The 16,382-nt window shown below is 68.1% G+C and carries 11 protein-coding genes and 1 pseudogene; 5 read left to right on the top strand and 7 right to left on the bottom strand.

Annotation, left to right across the window (positions count from 1 at the left end; translation table 11 throughout):
• Positions 1-70: 70 nt before the first annotated feature.
• The 5 genes from DN771_RS12100 to DN771_RS12080 form a co-directional block, all read right to left on the bottom strand.
• Entirely contained in the window at positions 71-820 is a 750-nt protein-coding gene (locus DN771_RS12100; protein ID WP_116997635.1) for an SDR family NAD(P)-dependent oxidoreductase, read from the bottom strand.
• Positions 821-965: 145 nt separating this feature from the next.
• Entirely contained in the window at positions 966-2,852 is a 1,887-nt protein-coding gene (gene glgB, locus DN771_RS12095; protein WP_116997634.1) for a 1,4-alpha-glucan branching protein GlgB, read from the bottom strand.
• Positions 2,849-6,070 (bottom strand): maltose alpha-D-glucosyltransferase, encoded by a 3,222-nt coding sequence (gene treS, locus DN771_RS12090; protein ID WP_227462322.1) that lies wholly within the window; start codon positions 6,068-6,070, stop codon positions 2,849-2,851. Before treS ends, glgB begins: the two co-directional genes overlap by 4 nt.
• A complete protein-coding gene (locus tag DN771_RS12085; protein WP_420810924.1) occupies positions 6,067-8,073 on the bottom strand; it encodes an alpha-1,4-glucan--maltose-1-phosphate maltosyltransferase in 2,007 nt (668 codons plus the stop codon). Before DN771_RS12085 ends, treS begins: the two co-directional genes overlap by 4 nt.
• A 98-nt stretch (positions 8,074-8,171) precedes the next feature.
• On the bottom strand, positions 8,172-8,372 hold the full coding sequence (locus DN771_RS12080; RefSeq protein ID WP_116997633.1) for a hypothetical protein: 201 nt from the start codon (positions 8,370-8,372) through the stop codon (positions 8,172-8,174).
• Between the two features lie 210 nt (positions 8,373-8,582).
• On the opposite strand from DN771_RS12080, the gene DN771_RS12075 reads away from it, so the two are divergent.
• The 4 genes and pseudogenes from DN771_RS12075 to DN771_RS30870 form a co-directional block, all read left to right on the top strand.
• Positions 8,583-10,682, top strand: coding sequence for a DNA gyrase/topoisomerase IV subunit B (locus DN771_RS12075; RefSeq protein WP_162941851.1), 2,100 nt, complete (start codon positions 8,583-8,585; stop codon positions 10,680-10,682).
• Positions 10,683-10,695: 13 nt separating this feature from the next.
• A complete protein-coding gene (locus DN771_RS12070) occupies positions 10,696-13,134 on the top strand; it encodes a DNA gyrase/topoisomerase IV subunit A (protein ID WP_116997631.1) in 2,439 nt (812 codons plus the stop codon).
• Positions 13,135-13,220: 86 nt separating this feature from the next.
• A complete protein-coding gene (locus DN771_RS12065) occupies positions 13,221-14,486 on the top strand; it encodes a nucleotide sugar dehydrogenase (protein WP_116997630.1) in 1,266 nt (421 codons plus the stop codon).
• Positions 14,487-14,565: 79 nt separating this feature from the next.
• Positions 14,566-14,691 (top strand): annotated as a pseudogene (locus tag DN771_RS30870) (UDP-N-acetylglucosamine 2-epimerase); the annotation flags it as partial.
• Between the two features lie 214 nt (positions 14,692-14,905).
• Here DN771_RS30870 and DN771_RS12055 read toward each other — a convergent pair.
• Positions 14,906-15,325, bottom strand: coding sequence for an LPXTG cell wall anchor domain-containing protein (locus tag DN771_RS12055; protein WP_162941850.1), 420 nt, complete (start codon positions 15,323-15,325; stop codon positions 14,906-14,908).
• Positions 15,326-15,511: 186 nt separating this feature from the next.
• On the bottom strand, positions 15,512-15,868 hold the full coding sequence (locus tag DN771_RS12050) for a LytR C-terminal domain-containing protein (RefSeq protein WP_116997627.1): 357 nt from the start codon (positions 15,866-15,868) through the stop codon (positions 15,512-15,514).
• Here DN771_RS12050 and DN771_RS12045 point away from each other — a divergent pair.
• Entirely contained in the window at positions 15,858-16,361 is a 504-nt protein-coding gene (locus tag DN771_RS12045) for a hypothetical protein (RefSeq protein ID WP_162941849.1), read from the top strand. The two genes, DN771_RS12050 and DN771_RS12045, sit on opposite strands and share 11 nt — an antisense overlap.
• Positions 16,362-16,382: the final 21 nt, after the last annotated feature.

The following is a 16,382-nucleotide window of genomic DNA, read 5'->3' as shown; positions in this document are numbered from 1 at the left end:
AGCAGCAGCGCGATCGAGGGCTGCGCCCGCGGCGTGGCTGCACCGTGGCGCTGGTGACGGCCTCGAGTGCTCAGAGCACCTGGGTCAAGGCGCCGTCGATGGTCAAGATGGCGCCGGACATGTAGGTGTTCGTCACGCAGGCGAGGACGGCGTGCGCCTGATCTTCGGGGACCGACGAGCGGCCCAGCGGGCTGGCGGCCTCGACGGCTGCACGTTGCGCGGTCCACGACTCCGTCCACGGGGTGTCGACGAATCCCGGCGCCACCGCGTTGAAGCGGATCGGTCCGTACGACTTGGCGAGCAGCTTGGTCATGTGGTTGAGCGCGGCCTTCGACATGGCGTAGGCGACCGAGCTGCCGATGGGCCGCAGTCCGGCGACCGACGTGATCGTCGTGACGCTCGGATCGGTGCCCTTGCGCAGGTGCGGGATGGCCGCCTTGGTGACGGTCCATGTGCCGGTGACGTTGGTACGGATCGTGCGCTCGAAGATCTCGTCGGTGAGACCGTCGAGGTCGTCGTGGCGGATCGCCGTCGTCCAGCCGGCGTTGTTCACCAGCACGTCGAGCCGGCCGCAGCGCTCGACGACCTCGTCGATCAATCCGCGTGCCGACTCCCGGTCGGCGATGTCGGCCTGCACGTAGATGCTCTCCGGGCCGAGCTCGGCGGCCAGCGCTGTCCCCGCCTCGACCGATTGCACGGAGTTGACGACGACCGTGAAGCCGGCTGCCGACAGAGCCCGGGCGGTCGCCGCTCCGATGCCGCTCGACGAACCGGTGACGAGCGCAACGCGGCCTGCGTAGGTGCCGTCCGAGTCGGGCATCTCAGATCACCTCATCCGGCAAATTCGACGGTTGGCTGGCGCAACGTTCCGGGTTCATGCCCGGCCGATCGTAGGTGATCCACCGCTCTTCGATGAGGCCGGAGACGACGCGAGCAAGTCATCCGCGGCGGACCGGTCGAGCTCTTCAGGCTCGATCCGTTCCGCTTGGCGCGAGCACGAGTGCGCCGAGCGGCGGCAAGGTCAGCACGACCGAGCGCTGCCAGCCGTGCGAATCGACCGGCACCGTCGTCACCCCACCGAAGTTGCCGATGCCGTTGCCGCCGTAGGCCTCGGCGTCGGTGTTCAAGAGCTCCTGCCACACGCCGTCGGCGGGCACGCCCAAGCGGTAGTTGTGGCGCGGCACCGGAGTGGCGTTGAACACGGCGAGCACAGGACGGCCATCGCCGGTCGGATCGAGACGCAGATAGGCGTACACGCTCTGGTCGGCGTCGGCGCTCTCCACCCACCGCATGCCGTTGGCGTCGCAATCGCCGCGGTGCATCGCCGGCTCCGACGCGTACAGGTCATTGAGGTCCCGCACCAGACGCCGCACGCCTTCGTGATCCGGGGCGTCGTGAAGGTTCCAGTCGAGCGTGCCTTCGTGGGCCCATTCCGTCCGGGCCGCCAGCTCACCGCCCATGAACAACAGCTTCTTACCGGGCTGGGTCCATTGCATGGTCAGCAGGAGCCGTAGGTTGGCGAACTGCTGCCACGGGTCGCCGGGCATCTTGCCGAGCAACGAGCCCTTGCCGTGAACCACTTCGTCGTGGCTGAGCGGGAGCACGAAATGCTCGGAGGCGGCGTACACCGAACGGAACGTCACGTCGCCGTGGCGCCACTTTCGGTGTACCGGGTCGATTCCGAGGTACTCCAGCGTGTCGTGCATCCAACCCATGTCCCACTTGAAGCCGAACCCGAGACCCCCGATGTAGGTCGGTCGGCTCACCATCGGCCAGGCGGTCGACTCCTCGGCCATGGTCGCGACGTCGGGGAACTCGGCATAGACCGTCTCATTGAGCTGGCGGAGAAAGGTGATCGCGTCGAGATTCTCGCGACCGCCGAGCCGGTTGGGGATCCACTCGCCCTCGGCTCGCGAGTAATCGAGGTAGAGCATCGACGCCACGGCGTCGACTCGCAGCCCATCGGCGTGGTAGCGCTCCAACCAGGAGATTGCACTGGAGAGCAGGAAGGATCGCACCTCGTTGCGCCCGTAGTTGAAGATGGCCGACTGCCAATCGGGATGGAAGCCCTGACGCGGATCGGCGTGCTCGAACAGATGGGTGCCGTCGAAACGGGCGAGACCGTGCCGGTCGGTGGGGAAGTGTGACGGCACCCAATCGAGGATCACTCCGACGCCACGCTGGTGCAGGCGATCGATCATCGTCATCAGGTCGGCCGGGGCACCGTAGCGAGCGGTCGGGGCGAAGTAGCCCGTGGTCTGATAGCCCCACGATCCGTAGAAGGGGTGCTCCATGACCGGCAGCAGCTCGACATGGGTGAAGCCGTCGGACAGAACGTGATCGGCCAGCGGCTCGGCGAACTCGTCGTAGCGGGGAAACCGTCCGCTCGACGAGACCGTGCGACCCCACGAACCGAGGTGCACCTCGTAGATCGACACCGGTGCGTCCAGTGCCAGTCGGGGGCCGCGTCCGGCGATCCACTCCTCGTCACCCCACTCGTGGTCCAGGTCGGCAACCACGGCGTCGATCGATGGCGGCTCGCACGTCGCGGCCGCCACGGGATCGCTCTTGTCGATCCACTCGCCCGCCTGCGTCTCGACGTGGAATCGATAGCGGTCGCCGGCTGCTGCGCCGGCGACCCACCCGCTCCAGATCCCCGAGGAGTCGACCTGATGCAGGTCGGCCGGCCCACCATCGAACGTGCCCGTCACCCGCACGGATCGCGCGTTCGGGGCCCAGACGGCGAAGCGCACACCGCCGCCGATCACGTGGGCACCGAGGAACCCGTGCAGCCTCCGGTGCGTACCCTCGGCGAAGAGGTAGATGTCTTGGGATGAGAGTTCGGCGCTCATCGGACGGTGACCGGAGCGAGCATCTCGCCCACTGCGGCGAGCGGCCAGCCGACCCACTGCGGCCGGTGGGCCAACTCGTAGCGGATCTCGTAGAGGCCCTTCTCCAGGGTGAACAGGTTCAGCAGCAACTCCACGTCGTCGCGATCGGGCGGCACGAGCCCGGACGGGGCGATCTCGGACACGTACTCGTCGACGACCCGGCGCTGCAGGCTGGTGGTCCACTCTTGCAGCCACTCGTCGAGCAGCTCCACGCCCCCCTCGGGGACCACACCACGATCAGCCGCGGTGACGGCGGCGTGCCGTCCTGCGTAGTCCAACGATCGCAGGATGCCCGCCACGTCCACGAGCGGGGAGTGCTTGATGAGCCGCTCGGTCATCGGTCGGGCCGGCTCACCCTCGAAATCGATGAACACCACGTCGCGGCCGGTCCACAGGACCTGCCCGAGGTGAAGGTCGCCGTGGACCCTGATGCGAGAGGCCGACAGCTTGGTGGTGCGTAGCCGTTCGAACCGGGCCAGCACGTCGTCGGGCGGCTGACGGAGCGTGGCGACGTGGGCGGCGCCCGACTCGCCCATTCCGTCGAGGGCCGCCGGCGACGGGCGGTTCAACGCCCGTTGCGTGGCGCGCAGCGCAGCACGGACACGTTGCAACAACGACCGCTGATACAGGAGCGTGTACGGCTCGGGAACGAAGGCAGGACCGTCGAGCTGGGCCAGCGCGACGTGGAGCTGCGCGATGCGCCGCCCGAGCAGCCCGGCGAGCGCCCACAACGGAGAGTCGTGGGGGTCGTCGCCGCCCGGCTCTGCTTGACCCCGACGATCGATCTCGCGCGAGAGAACGTCCTGCACCCATGTCCACAGATCGCCCTCGTTGGAGATCGCGTCGTGCACGATCAGCGCCGACGCCGGCTCGTCACCACCGGTGAGGTCCACGTCGAGCGTGGCAACGACTCCTGGAACGTGGGCGAAGCCGGCACGCGTGAGCCGTTCGGGCAGGTCGACATCGGGATTCCGCGATGGCTCGAGGCGACGGATCAGCTTGGCGATCAGCCGGCCGTCGAGGATGGCCGAGGAGTTCGATTGCTCGGTGCCGAGGATGTTGACATGCTCGGCCGCCGGTAGCGCACGCGAGAGTCGCTGGCGCCGCGGCGCTCCGTGGAGCTTGCCGTGCCGGCCCGAGCCGACACGCTTGCGGAACGCGGCCGCGGTGAGCGCGAGCACGCCTTCGGGCACCGCCATCGCGTCGACCATCAGTCCGTCGCCGACGCGGGCGATCACCGCACCGGGTGACGTGTTGGTCAGCGTCGCCGCCAATTGTCCACGAGCGTGCATGACGGGAACCGAGTAGCGCTGGTCGTCGCCTGACGTGAACGACACACGGCCGACGATCACGGCGACGTCAGCGTCCGGGTCGACCGGATTCACGTCGTCGACGGTGACGTCGGTCACCGTGCGCTCCTTGGCGGCGAACCATCGCCGATCGGGCAGCCACGCGGCGATGGCGCGTGTGAGCGTCGGTGTCCGGCGCAGGGCCTCGGACCATTCCCCACTCAGCTGTGGGAGCGGCTTCTCGTCGGCCGGCGGCGTCGGCGCGTCGAGCACGAACCAGAAGAAGCCGTAGGGGGCCAGCGTCACCGACCAGCTCCCTTCGCCGACCGGCGCGAACCTCGTACGGCCGAACACCTCGACCGGAGTGCTGCCGATGTGGTCGCGCAGGTCGAGCTCGACCTGCTGGGCGAGGCGTGACAGGTTGGCGACGCACATGAACGGTTGCTCGCCCGGCATCGTGCGGACGAACGCCAGCACGTGCGGGTTGTCGGGGTCGAGCAGGGTGAGGTCGCCCCGCCCGAGTACCGGCAAGCGCTTGCGGAGGGCGATCATCTGGCGCATCCAGGACAGCAGCGAGGCGTTGCTCTGGGACTGGACTTCGACGTTGACGCTCTCGTAGTGGAAGCCTTGCTCGGTGACGAGCGGCAGGTACAGCCGGTGCGGATTGCAGGTGGAGAAGCCCCCGTTGCGGTCAGCCGACCATTGCATCGGCGTGCGCACTCCGTCGCGGTCGCCGAGATAGACGTTGTCGCCCATGCCGATCTCGTCGCCGTAATAGACGACGGGGGTCCCCGGAAGGGAGAACAGCAGTCCGTTGAGGAGCTCGATCTTGCGGCGATCATTGCCGAGCAGTGGGGCGAGGCGCCGGCGAATGCCGAGGTTGATCCGCATCTGCGCGTCGCGCGCATACGCCCGCAGCATCAGATCGCGTTCCTCGTCGGTCACCATCTCGAGCGTCAGCTCGTCGTGGTTACGCAGGAACGTCGCCCATTGCGCGTCGCCAGGAGGATTCGGCGTCTGCTCGAGGATGTCGACGATGGGCACCCGATTCTCCGTCTGCACCGACATGAACATCCGTGGCATCAGCGGGAAGTGGAAGTTCATGTGGCACTCGTCGCCGTCGCCGAAGTAGGCCGCAGCGTCCTCGGGCCATTGGTTCGCTTCGGCGAGCAGCATCCTGTCGGAGTATCGACTGTCGACGCGCGCTCGTAGCCGCTTGAGGAAGGCATGCGTCTCGGGGAGGTTCTCGCAGTTGGTGCCTTCCCGCTCGTACAGGTACGGCACCGCGTCGAGACGGAGGCCGTCGACGCCGAGGTCGAGCCAGTGGTCGAGCACATCGAAGATGGCTTTCTCGACGGCAGGATTGTCGAAGTTGAGGTCCGGCTGGTGGGAGTAGAAGCGGTGCCAGTAGTACTGACCGGCGACCGGGTCCCAGGTCCAGTTGGACGTCTCGAAGTCCTGGAAGATGATCCGGGCGTCGCTGTAGCGCTGAGGATCGTCGGTCCACACGTAGAAATCCCGTTCCGGCGATCCAGCAGGGCAGCGGCGAGCTCGCTGGAACCAGTCGTGCTGATCGGACGTGTGATTGATGACGAGCTCGGTGATCACCTTCAGATTGCGAGCATGCGCGGCCGACAGGAACCGCCTGAACGAGCTCATCGTGCCGTAGTCGGGGTTCACGACGCGGTAGTCGGAGATGTCGTAACCGTCGTCACGCAGGGGCGACGGATAGAACGGCAGGAGCCACAGCGCGGTCACCCCGAGATCGGTCAGGTAGTCGAGCTTGCTGGTCAGGCCGGCGATGTCGCCCGTGCCGTCTCCGTTCGAGTCGGCGAACGCACGCACGTGCAGCTGGTAGATCACGGCGTCTCGGTACCAATCGGCACTCACGGCGCAACCTCGCCCGATTCGGTCGGGTGGCCCACCGGCCGCACCTCGAACACGTGAGCGTTGGCCGACCACGGCGCGAGGTCGACGTAGTTACGATTGGCGACCCAGCGGTACGTGCCACCGCCGAGCAGGTCGACGACGTCGTACTCGGTCCCGTACGGAAGACCGATGCGAGCGAGGTCCAGGTCGACGAAACCGGCCTGGCGGTTGCTCCCATCGAGATTGATCACGACCACGATCGCCGGCCCCACCCCGTCGGGATCGGTCTTGGAGTAGCAGAGCAGGTTCGGGTTGTCCGCGAGGTGGAACCAAACGGTGCGCAAGTGGTGCAGTGCCGGTTGTGCCCGGCGGATCTCGTTCAGGCGGGTCAGGAGCGGGGCCAGGCTGTGCTCCGCGTTCAGGTCCCACTCACGCAACTGGTACTTCTCCGAGTCGAGGTACTCCTCCGAGCCCTCCCGCATCGGTCGGGACTCCTGCAGCTCGAACGCCGGTCCGTACACGCCCCAGCTCGGCGACAACGTCGCCGCCAGCACCGCTCGAGTGATGAAGACCGGGCGACCGCCGTTCTGGAGCTGTTCGGTGAGGATGTCAGGCGTGTTGGGCCAGGCGTTGGGCCGGAAGTAGTCGACGGTGCGCGACGCGAGATCGGTGAAGTACTCGCGGAGCTCCCATGCCTCCTGTCGCCAGGTGAAGTACGTGTACGACTGGTTGAACCCGACCTTCGCGAGACGCTCCATCACCCGAGGCCTGGTGAACGCCTCGGCCAGAAAGATCGTCTCAGGATGCTCGGACCGCAGTTCGCCCAACGCCCACTCCCAGAACGGCAGTGCCTTGGTGTGCGGGTTGTCGACGCGGAACACGGTGACGCCCTTGTCGATCCAGAAGCGGAAGACGTCGGCCAGCGCCGTCCACAGACCGGACCAGTCGCTCGATTCGAAGTTGAGCGGGTAGATGTCCTCATAGCGCTTGGGCGGATTCTCGGCGAACTGGATCGACCCGTCGGCTCGGCGGCCGAACCATTCCGGATGTTCGGTTACCCACGGGTGGTCCGGCGAGCACTGGAAGGCGATGTCCAGAGCGAGGTGCATGCCGCGCCGTCGGCACTCCTCGGCCAGGTGGGCGACGTCGGCGACGGTTCCCAGGTGGGGGTCCACCGCGTCGTGTCCGCCGGCAGCCGCGCCAATCGCCCACGGGCTGCCGACGTCGTCAGCCGCGGCGAGCACGGAGTTGTTGCGACCCTTGCGGTTCGTCTCGCCGATCGGGTGCACGGGAGGGATGTACACGACGTCAAAGCCCATCGCGGCGATGTCATCGAGTCGATCGACGGCATCGCGCAAGGTCCGATGACCCGTGGCCGGAGCGACTGACGAGCGCGGGAAGAACTCGTACCATGCTCCGAACCGAGCCAGCTCGGGATCGACGTCGACCCGGAGCGGTCGCGGCAAGCGTGCAGCCGGTTCGCGATCGCCGTACCGCCAGAAGATCTCCGTCCACGAGTCATCGCCGAGCGACGAGCCGTCACCGGCGGCGAGCTGCGTCGCCAATTCGCCCAATCGGGCCACATCGGCCTGCGTTCCGTCAGCGGCGGCCTGCCGCAACAGGCCTTGGACGATGTCGACGCCACCGCGGAGGTCGACGTCGACCGCGACACCGGCGGCGACCTTCAGACTGGTTCCCCGTCGCCACGTCTCGGCGCGATCGATCCACCCCACCACCTCGTACTCCCATCGGCCCAGCCGATCGGGTACGAAGGTCGCCGAGAAGCGATCGTTCGTCGTCAGCGTCATCGGCACCTCGCGCCACGGCCGCACGGACCTCGGCGACGGCCGGAAGCGCCAACGCAACGCGGCATCGACCACCTCGTGACTCGACGAGAAGACATCTGCGACCACGTGAACGGTCTCGCCGAGTGTCGCCTTGGCGGGAAAGGCGCCCGCATCGACGACAGGAGCGACAACCTCGATGCTGACGTTCGAAGGCCGGGTCGCCGGCAACCGCGACACCTAGGGCCTACTCGCCGGCCGACCGAGGGCGTTGCGGTGGCATGGCGGCGAGCTGGCGGACTGCGGCGGGATCGAGCGCATGCCTGACCGCGTACCCGTCACCCGACAGCGACAAACCGGTCGCTCCACCGGCTCGCGGGATCGATGGTGCGCCATCTCCCGTCGGTGGATGACGACTGGAGCGAGCGGCTGGAGTTCATCGACGGCGCGATGCCGGTGCCGCCGTATCCCGACTGGAGCCAGACCGACGGCGCGCGGGCGACGATCGCCCGGCTGCTGCGTGCGATCGACGACGCCATCCACCGCATCGAAACCGCCGCCCTTCGCACCGAGTCGGCGCGTGGCGGCGTCAGGGCGAGCTCGTCAACCGTTCGCCCCGAGTCGCGAGAGCGCAGGCACGCGACGCGACGGGTCATGCCGGCGGAGAGTTGTCACCATCACCCCGCGCGGCGACCTCGTCGTATTGAATGTTCGACGCCCGACCACCCCCGCCTGCACGAACGAGAGCGATGTCCCGCGCACCCAAGTCCCTCAGCTACGACGCCGACGACATCCAGGTGCTCGACGGCCTCGAACACGTCCGGCTGCGGCCGGGCATGTACATCGGGTCCACCGGTTCGGCCGGGCTCCACCACCTCTTGTGGGAGGTGATCGACAACGGCGTCGACGAGTTCATGGCCGGCTACGGCGACCGCATCGACGTCACGTTGATCGAGGACGATCGCGGCGCCCCCGGTGTCGTCGTGCGTGACAACGGCCGCGGCCTGCCGATCGACCCGATGACCAGCGGACCGCACAAGGGCAAGTCGGCGGCCGAGGTGATCGTCTCGGTGCTCAACTCGGGCGGAAAGTTCGCCGACGACGGGGCCTACAAGACGTCGGGTGGACTGCACGGCATCGGCATCAAGGCGACCAACGCACTGTCGACGGCGTTCGACGTCGAGGTGCGCCGCGGCGGCAAGGTGTGGGCCCAGTCGTTCCGCCTCCGGGGCGATCAGCCGGCCGTGCCCGAGGGCAAGCTGGCCGTCGTCGGAACGTGCAAGGCCGGTGACACCGGCACGCAGATCACGTTCTTCCCCGACCTGTCGATCTTCGTCGACGACCACGGTGAGCACCTCACGGGCTTCAAGGCCTCCACGATCGTCGAACGGCTGGAGAACACGAGCTACGTGAACCCCGGCCTCTCGCTGGTGTTCACCGATCGCCGTCAGGGCCGCGACCACACCCCGCAGACGTTCGTGTCGCAGCGGGGCATCGTCGATCTGGTGACCAAGATCGGCGAGTCCCGCGAGCTCGTCGCGCCGCCGATCTCGATCACCGGCGCCAACGAGGAGGCCGGCATGCAGGTCGACGTCGCCCTCGCCTGGTCCGGGTCGGCGACCGAGACGGTCGTCGGCTTCTCCAACTCGATCACCAACTCGGGCGGCGGCAAGCACGTCGAGGGGATGCTCAAGGCGACCACGCGGGCGGTCAACCGCTATGCCCGTGATCGCGGTGTGCTCAAGGAGAAGGAGGACAACCCGACCGGCGCCGACGTGCGCAGCGGCATCGTGGCGTGCGTCTCGCTCCGGCTGCCCAATCCCGCCTACGACTCGCAGGCCAAGACGACCCTGACCACACCGACGGCGAGCGGCGTCGTCGAGTCGATCGTCTACGAGGCGCTGACGAAGTGGCTCGACGAGAACCCCAGCCGGGCCAAGCGCATTGCCGACAAGGTCGTCGCGGCGATGCGCGACCGCCGCAAGTCCGACGAGGTGCGCGCCGCCGACAAGGCGCTCGCCCGCAAGACCGGCCTGCGCTCGGCCGGCATGCCGGACAAGCTCTACGACTGCCGGCTCACCCCGGGCCAGGCCGAGAACGTCGGTGGCACCGAGCTGCTGATCGTCGAGGGCGATTCCGCCGGCGGCACGGCCGTGTCGGCCCGTAACCCCGAGACCCAGGCCGTGCTCCCGCTGCGCGGCAAGGTCCTCAACGTCGAGACGGCCAACGCGCTCAAGGTGGCCAAGAACGACGCCCTCGCCTCGCTGATCACCACGCTCGGCTGCGGCCGCGGTGTGGACTGCGATGTCGACAAGCTGCGCTACTCGAGGATCGTCGTGCTCACCGATGCCGACGTCGACGGCGCTCACATCACGGTGCTGCTGCTCAACTTCTTCTGGCGCCAGATGCCCGAGATCGTGTCGGCCGGTCGGGTGTTCATCGCCCAGCCACCGCTGTACTCGACGATCGTCCGCAACGAGAAGATCTACCTGCGCGACGACGCCGCCAAGGACGCCTTCCTCGCGGCGAACCCCAACCACAAGGCGCCGTTCGGCCGCATGAAGGGTCTCGGCGAGATGGACTCGGCCGAGCTTCGCAACACCACCGTCGACCCGACCAAGCGCAACCTGCTGCAGGTCGGGGTGGAGGACGTGCTCCGCCTCGATCGGCTGTTCGCCCGGCTGCTCGGCTCGAAGGCGTCCGAGCGCCGAGCCTGGCTCGCCGAGGGCGGCGCCCTGGTCGCCGACGGCGCCGCATCGAACGGCGTCGACGACACGGCCGACACAGCCGACACGAGCGACGCAGCCGACACCGGCGACACGAACGACGCCCGCGACTCCGAGGACTGAGAGGACCGACACCATGGCCCGCCGCAAGAACGCCGCCCCCACGCTCGACCTGACCGCGATCGTCCCGCCGACGCCGGTCGATGCCGCCGAGCTCGTCGACGGCAACTACCGCGACTACGCCCTCTACGTCATCGGCGACCGAGCCGTGCCGTCGGTTGCCGATGGGCTCAAGCCGGTCGCCCGCCGCATCCTGTGGGAGATGTTCGAGGGTCAGCGCGCCACGCCTGACCGCCCCCACGTCAAGTGCGCCCGAATCAGCGGGGCCGTGATCGGCCGGTGGCATCCCCATGGCGACGGCGCGGCGTACGAGGCGCTGGTTCGCCTCGCCCAGCCGTACTCGCAGCGGGCGCCGCTGATCGACTTCCACGGCAACTACGGGTCGCCCGACTTCGCCGCCGCCAGCTCGCGCTACACCGAAGCGCGCCTCGCCGACCTCGGCATGGTGCTGCTCGACGAGGTGCGCGACGGCACGGTGGCGATGGTCCCGAACTACGACGAGACCGAGACCGAGCCGGCCGTGCTGCCGTCGCCGGTGCCCAACCTGCTGATCAACGGCTCCTACGGCATCGCCGTCGGCATCGCCTCGTTCATCCCGCCGCACAATCCGCTCGAGGTGGTGGCGGCGGCGCGCCACCTGATCGCCCGCCCGAAGGCGACCGTCGACGAGCTGCTCGAGATCGTCACCGGCCCCGACTTCCCCGACGCCGCGGTCGTCGTCAACGGCGACGAGCTGAACGACATCTACCGATCCGGCGAGGGCACCGTCCGCGTGCGTGGCACGTGGGAGATCGACGAAGGCAAGCGCGGCGAGCGCATCGTCATCACTTCGCTGCCGTACTCCGACGGGTCGACCGCATCGTCCAAGACGTTCATCGAGAAGGTCGTCGCCGGTCTCGGCGAGGGGACGATCTCGGGGATCGAGGACATCGTCAACGAGACCGCCGACGACAAGCTGCGCATCGTCATCGAGCTCGCCCGGGGCATCACCGCTTCTCAGGTCGTCCCGATGCTGCTGCGTCCCGGCGTCGGGTTGCAGACGTCGAACTCGGTGCGCCTCAACGCCCTCGACGCCGACGGCAACCCCCAGCGCTACAACATCCGCACCATCCTCGAGGCGTGGGTTGCCCACCGGGTCGCCTGCATCACGTCGCGTTCGTTGCGTCGCATCGACGTTGCGACCGACCGGCTCCACGTGTTGACCGGCCTGCTGGCCGTGCTGCTCGACATCGACCGGGCGATCGCCATCATCCGTGGCGCCGACGACGTGGCCGAGGCTCGCGCCGGGCTGATGGAGGCGTTCGAGATCGATGAGGTGCAGGCGAACTACGTGCTCGACCTGACGCTGCGCCGGCTCACCAGGCTGGCTCGGATCGAGGTCGACAAGGAGTCGGCGGCACTCCAGGCCGAGCTCAACCGCCTGACCAAGCTCCTCGCCTCACCGACCCGTCTGCGCCGCCAGGTCGGCGTGGAGATGGACGCCGCGGCGAAGCGTCTCGGCTGGACCGACGATGCCGAACGCTGGCAGCGGACCACCGAGATCACCGTCGAGTCGCCAGTCACCCCGACGGTCGCCGTGCTCGACGAGCCCGTCGAGATCGTCGTCGCCACCGACGGTTACACGCAGGCGTTCCGCAACGGTTCACGGGCCAAGGAGATCAAGGACCACCAGGAGATGCTCCGCGTCTCAACGTCGACGGCCACGCAGCTGGTCGTCATCGGCAGCTCGGGCCAGATGCACCGGTCCCTCGCGGCGTCGTTCAGCGGCGATCGGGCCACGCCGATCCAGAACGTCGTCGCCGTCGATCCCGCCGAGCGCCTGTTGTGGTTCGGCCAGTCCGACGACCTGCCGAGCGACGTGCTGCTGGTCACGTCGAGCGGCACGATCAAGCGCCTCGCTGGTGACGATCTCACGGGTGGCGACCGCAAGGGCGGCGTGTCGCTGATCAAGCTCGACGCCGGCGAGCGGGTCGTGGCGATGCTGCCGTTCGACGACGCGACCCCGCTGCTGATCGCCACCGCCGGCGGCCAAGGCATCCGATTCGTCCCGACCGACGTGCGGCCGATGGGTCGCAACGCCGCCGGCGTCCGCGGCATCAAGCTCGCCGACGGTGACTCGGTGATCGGCGCCGGCGCAGCGCCCGACGGCGCCGAGGTGTTCGTCGGCCACGAGAAGGGGGCGGCCAAGCGGGTCGACGCCGCCGAGTTCCCGGTTCAGGGCAGGGCCGGCAAGGGTGTCCGCCTGTCGGTGCCCGGCCGCCACGGCAAGGTCTCGGCCCTGTTCCTGCTCGACGACGATCCCCGGTTCACGGCGGTGACGACCGACGGGAATGTCGTGGACGTCAACCGCCAAGCCGTCACCGCGGCAACGCGCGACGCCGGCCCCGCCAAGGTGCGCAGCTTCGGCAGCGTGATCGCCTTCCGCCTCGACCGGACGGAGTCCGGAGCCGACTGACTCCCGCGATGCAGACTGCAATACCAGGGGATCGCCGCATCGCGCTCGGTCCGTGCCTCCGCCCCGGTGGTAGCGTTCCGTCCGGTATGTCGCCTCCTCGCCGAGTCGTCATCCTGGGTCAGGGCTATGTGGGCTTGCCGTTCGCCATGCGGGCAGCGGAGGTGGGTTTCGAGGTCGTCGGTTTCGACGTCGATGCCGAGCGCGTGGCACTGCTGGCTCAGGGTGAGTCGTTCATCGAAGACGTTCCTCACGACGAGTTGAAGCGTCATCTGCATTCCGGCAAGTACCGGCCATCGGCCGATGTCACCGATCTGGCGGAGTTCGACGTGGCCGTCATCTCGGTGCCGACACCGCTGCGAGACGGACTTCCCGATATCGCATATATCGAGCGGGCGACCGAGATGATCGGGCCGTATGTGCGGCCGGGGTGTTGTGTGATCCTGGAGTCGACGACGTATCCGGGGACCACGGTCGACGTGGTGGCGCCGCGGTTGGCCGAGCTGTCGGGTCTGGAGCCGGGCGCCGACTTCGCGGTCGGCTACAGCCCCGAGCGGATCGATCCGGGCAACCCGCGGTGGACGTTCCGCAACACGCCCAAGATCGTGTCGGGGATCGATGCTGCGTCGTTGGACGTGGTCGACGAGTTCTACTCGGCGGTCGTCGACACCACGGTGCGGGTGAAGGGCACCAAGGAGGCCGAGCTGGCCAAGTTGTTGGAGAACACGTTCCGGCATGTGAACATCGCGCTGGTCAACGAGCTGGCGGTCAGCGCGCACGACCTCGGGATCGACGTGTGGGACGTGATCGATGCCGCGGCGTCGAAACCGTTCGGGTTCATGAAGTTCACCCCCGGTCCCGGCGTGGGCGGTCACTGCCTGCCGGTGGATCCGTCATACCTGTCGTGGCAGGTGCGACGCACGCTCGGTCGGGCGTTCCGGTTCGTGGAGTTGGCCAACGACATCAACGAGCACATGCCCGATTACGTGGTGCAACGCGTGACCGACCGTTTCAACCGTCAGGGTCGGGCGGTCAACGGGTCGCGGGTCGTGGCGATCGGGGTGACCTACAAGAAGAACACGTCCGACGCTCGCGAGTCGCCGGCGCTGGTGGTGATCTCCCGTCTCACGGCGTTGGGGGCCACCGTCGTGGTGGCGGACCCGCTGGTCGATCGCCGGCATCTGCCCGCCGGGGTCGACCCGGTCGAGCTCACCACCGAGCAGCTCGGGGCGGCCGACTTGGTGTTGGTGCTCACCGACCACGACGACATCGACTGGGACGCCGTCGCCGCCGTCGACCACAAGGTGTTCGACACCCGACGCCGCCTCGCTTACACCGACGCCGAGGTCATCTGAACCGATGAGGGTGGTGTGCATCGGGGCGGCTCGCCCCAACCTCACATCTCGACTTCATGGGCTGATGTCCTGTTCCCAACTGGTCATGACGGACTCGGGGGGAGTCCAGGAGGAGGCCACCGCCCTTGGCATCCCGTGGATCACGCTGCGCGACAACACGGAGCGGCCCATCACCGTCACCGAGGGCACCAATGAGGTCTCGGCCGATCGGCTCCCGACATCCTGAGAGGCGCCCAGCGTGCCCTCAACGGCGAGATCCCGAAACGCCGCCCGGCGCTGTGGGACGGCCATGCGCGGCGACCGCGTCGCCGACGTGATCGCAGCCATCTCCGACGACCTCCCCCATCCGTCCGACTGCTGACGCGACAACGTCCGGGTCGTCGACCCGGACGTTGGTCAGAAGTGTGGAGAATCTTGCGTCAGGCGGCTGCTGTCGCCTTGCGGCGGCGAATTCCTGCAACGCCGGCGAGGCCGGCACCGACCACGACGAGACCGCCGGCGATCTGGGCGGCCGGGATGCTGGAGTCAGAGCCGGTCTCGGGGATCTGACCGCCACCGGCAGCTGCGGCGACGACGATGGTCGTCGACGCATCGGCGCCGCTGGTCAGGCCGACGGCGACGAGTTCGTAGGTTCCGGGTGCAGTTGGAGCGGTCAGCGTGGCGGTCGCCGTGGCAGCGCCCGTTGCCGACGGCAACCGGCGGGCACCGGCAGCGCCATTACAAGCGGCCTGCACCGTGGTGCCGTCGAGCGTGAAGTTCACGGTCTCGCCGAGCTGACATCCGGTGAATGTGGCGGTGAAGCTGGCTCCCGGGGCGAGCGTCGAATCCGACACGGTCACGGTTGCCTCGGTTCCCGGTGGGTACGCCGAAACGCTGGACGCGCCCGCAGCCATCGAGACAGCCGCAACGACCGCACCCAAGATCAGTCCGATCCTCTTCATGCCCAACCACACTCCTTTTGAGGCGTACCTACCCCCGGGCCCACACGCGATTTCACGTCGGATCGTAGATATACAACTGTCAAGCTATCGGATCGGGAGTACCCCGATCAAGCCTTGTGCAATCCCCGGTGGTTGGACGTCCACCATCGTTCCCAGTTCCGTCACGTCGTACCAGTCGTTGCCGAGCAGTAAGAGGACCTGAAACTCCTGCGTACCGGTGGTGAGCGGCTCACTGGGGCGGGGCTCGACACGTGCGGGATCGAGGCCGATCGACTCGGCCAGACGGAGCGCTTCGCCCTCGAGTCCTTCGCTGAAGTACACCCTCGTCTCGCGGATCTCCCGGACGCCGTCGGCTCGGTACACGAGTTCGTAGCCCATCTCCCGAAGGGCCGACGCGGTCTGGGTGGCGAGCCCGAACGTGTTCGATGCATTGCCGACCATCACATACAGCGTGGCGATCGGCGCCAGGGGCGTGGTGGTCGTCGGCGCCGCAGTCGTGCGTGGGATCGTCGATGTCACCGGGGCTGGTCTCGTGGTCGTCGTTGGCGGCCTCGTGGTCGTCGGCGGCCTGGTAGTCGTCGGTGGTCGCGTCGTGGTCGGCGCGTCGGTGGTGGTGGGCGGCTCGGTCGTTGTCGGTGCGTCGGTGGTCGTCGGTTCCGGCAGCGTGGTCGTCGTTGTCGTCGAGCTCGTCGTCGACGTGGTCGACGTGGTCGACGACGTCGTCGTGGAGGTGGTCGTGGACGTGGTGGTTGACGTCGTGGTGGTGCGCGGTGCCGTCGTGGGGGCGATCGTCGACGTGGTCGGCCGAATGTCGACTGCGCGGATGTCGCGGGTCACGGTCTGCGGGCGGCCGGTCACGATCGCGCCGGCGACCAGCCCGATGAGAGCCACCGTGACCAGGAGCAGGATCCGCCTCACGGAGCTGGGAGATTAGTGGCGCGGTGACCCACGGCAG

It is taken from the genome of Desertimonas flava (assembly GCF_003426815.1).
GTDB lineage: Bacteria > Actinomycetota > Acidimicrobiia > Acidimicrobiales > Ilumatobacteraceae > Desertimonas > Desertimonas flava.
The sequence above is the reverse complement of the archived record's forward strand: the minus strand, read 5'-3'. Positions and strand labels throughout refer to the sequence as shown.

Excerpts from the sequence above, each read along its gene's own strand:
- DN771_RS12070 (WP_116997631.1), top strand. The coding sequence starts at position 10,696 with ATGGCCCGCCGCAAGAACGCCGCCCCCACGCTCGACCTGACCGCGATC.
- DN771_RS12075 (WP_162941851.1), top strand. The coding sequence starts at position 8,583 with ATGTCCCGCGCACCCAAGTCCCTCAGCTACGACGCCGACGACATCCAG.
- DN771_RS12065 (WP_116997630.1), top strand. The coding sequence starts at position 13,221 with ATGTCGCCTCCTCGCCGAGTCGTCATCCTGGGTCAGGGCTATGTGGGC.
- DN771_RS12080 (WP_116997633.1), bottom strand. The coding sequence starts at position 8,372 with ATGGCGTCGTCGATCGCACGCAGCAGCCGGGCGATCGTCGCCCGCGCG.
- DN771_RS12100 (WP_116997635.1), bottom strand. The coding sequence starts at position 820 with ATGCCCGACTCGGACGGCACCTACGCAGGCCGCGTTGCGCTCGTCACC.
- DN771_RS12050 (WP_116997627.1), bottom strand. The coding sequence starts at position 15,868 with ATGGTCGGCAATGCATCGAACACGTTCGGGCTCGCCACCCAGACCGCG.
- glgB (WP_116997634.1), bottom strand. The coding sequence starts at position 2,852 with ATGAGCGCCGAACTCTCATCCCAAGACATCTACCTCTTCGCCGAGGGT.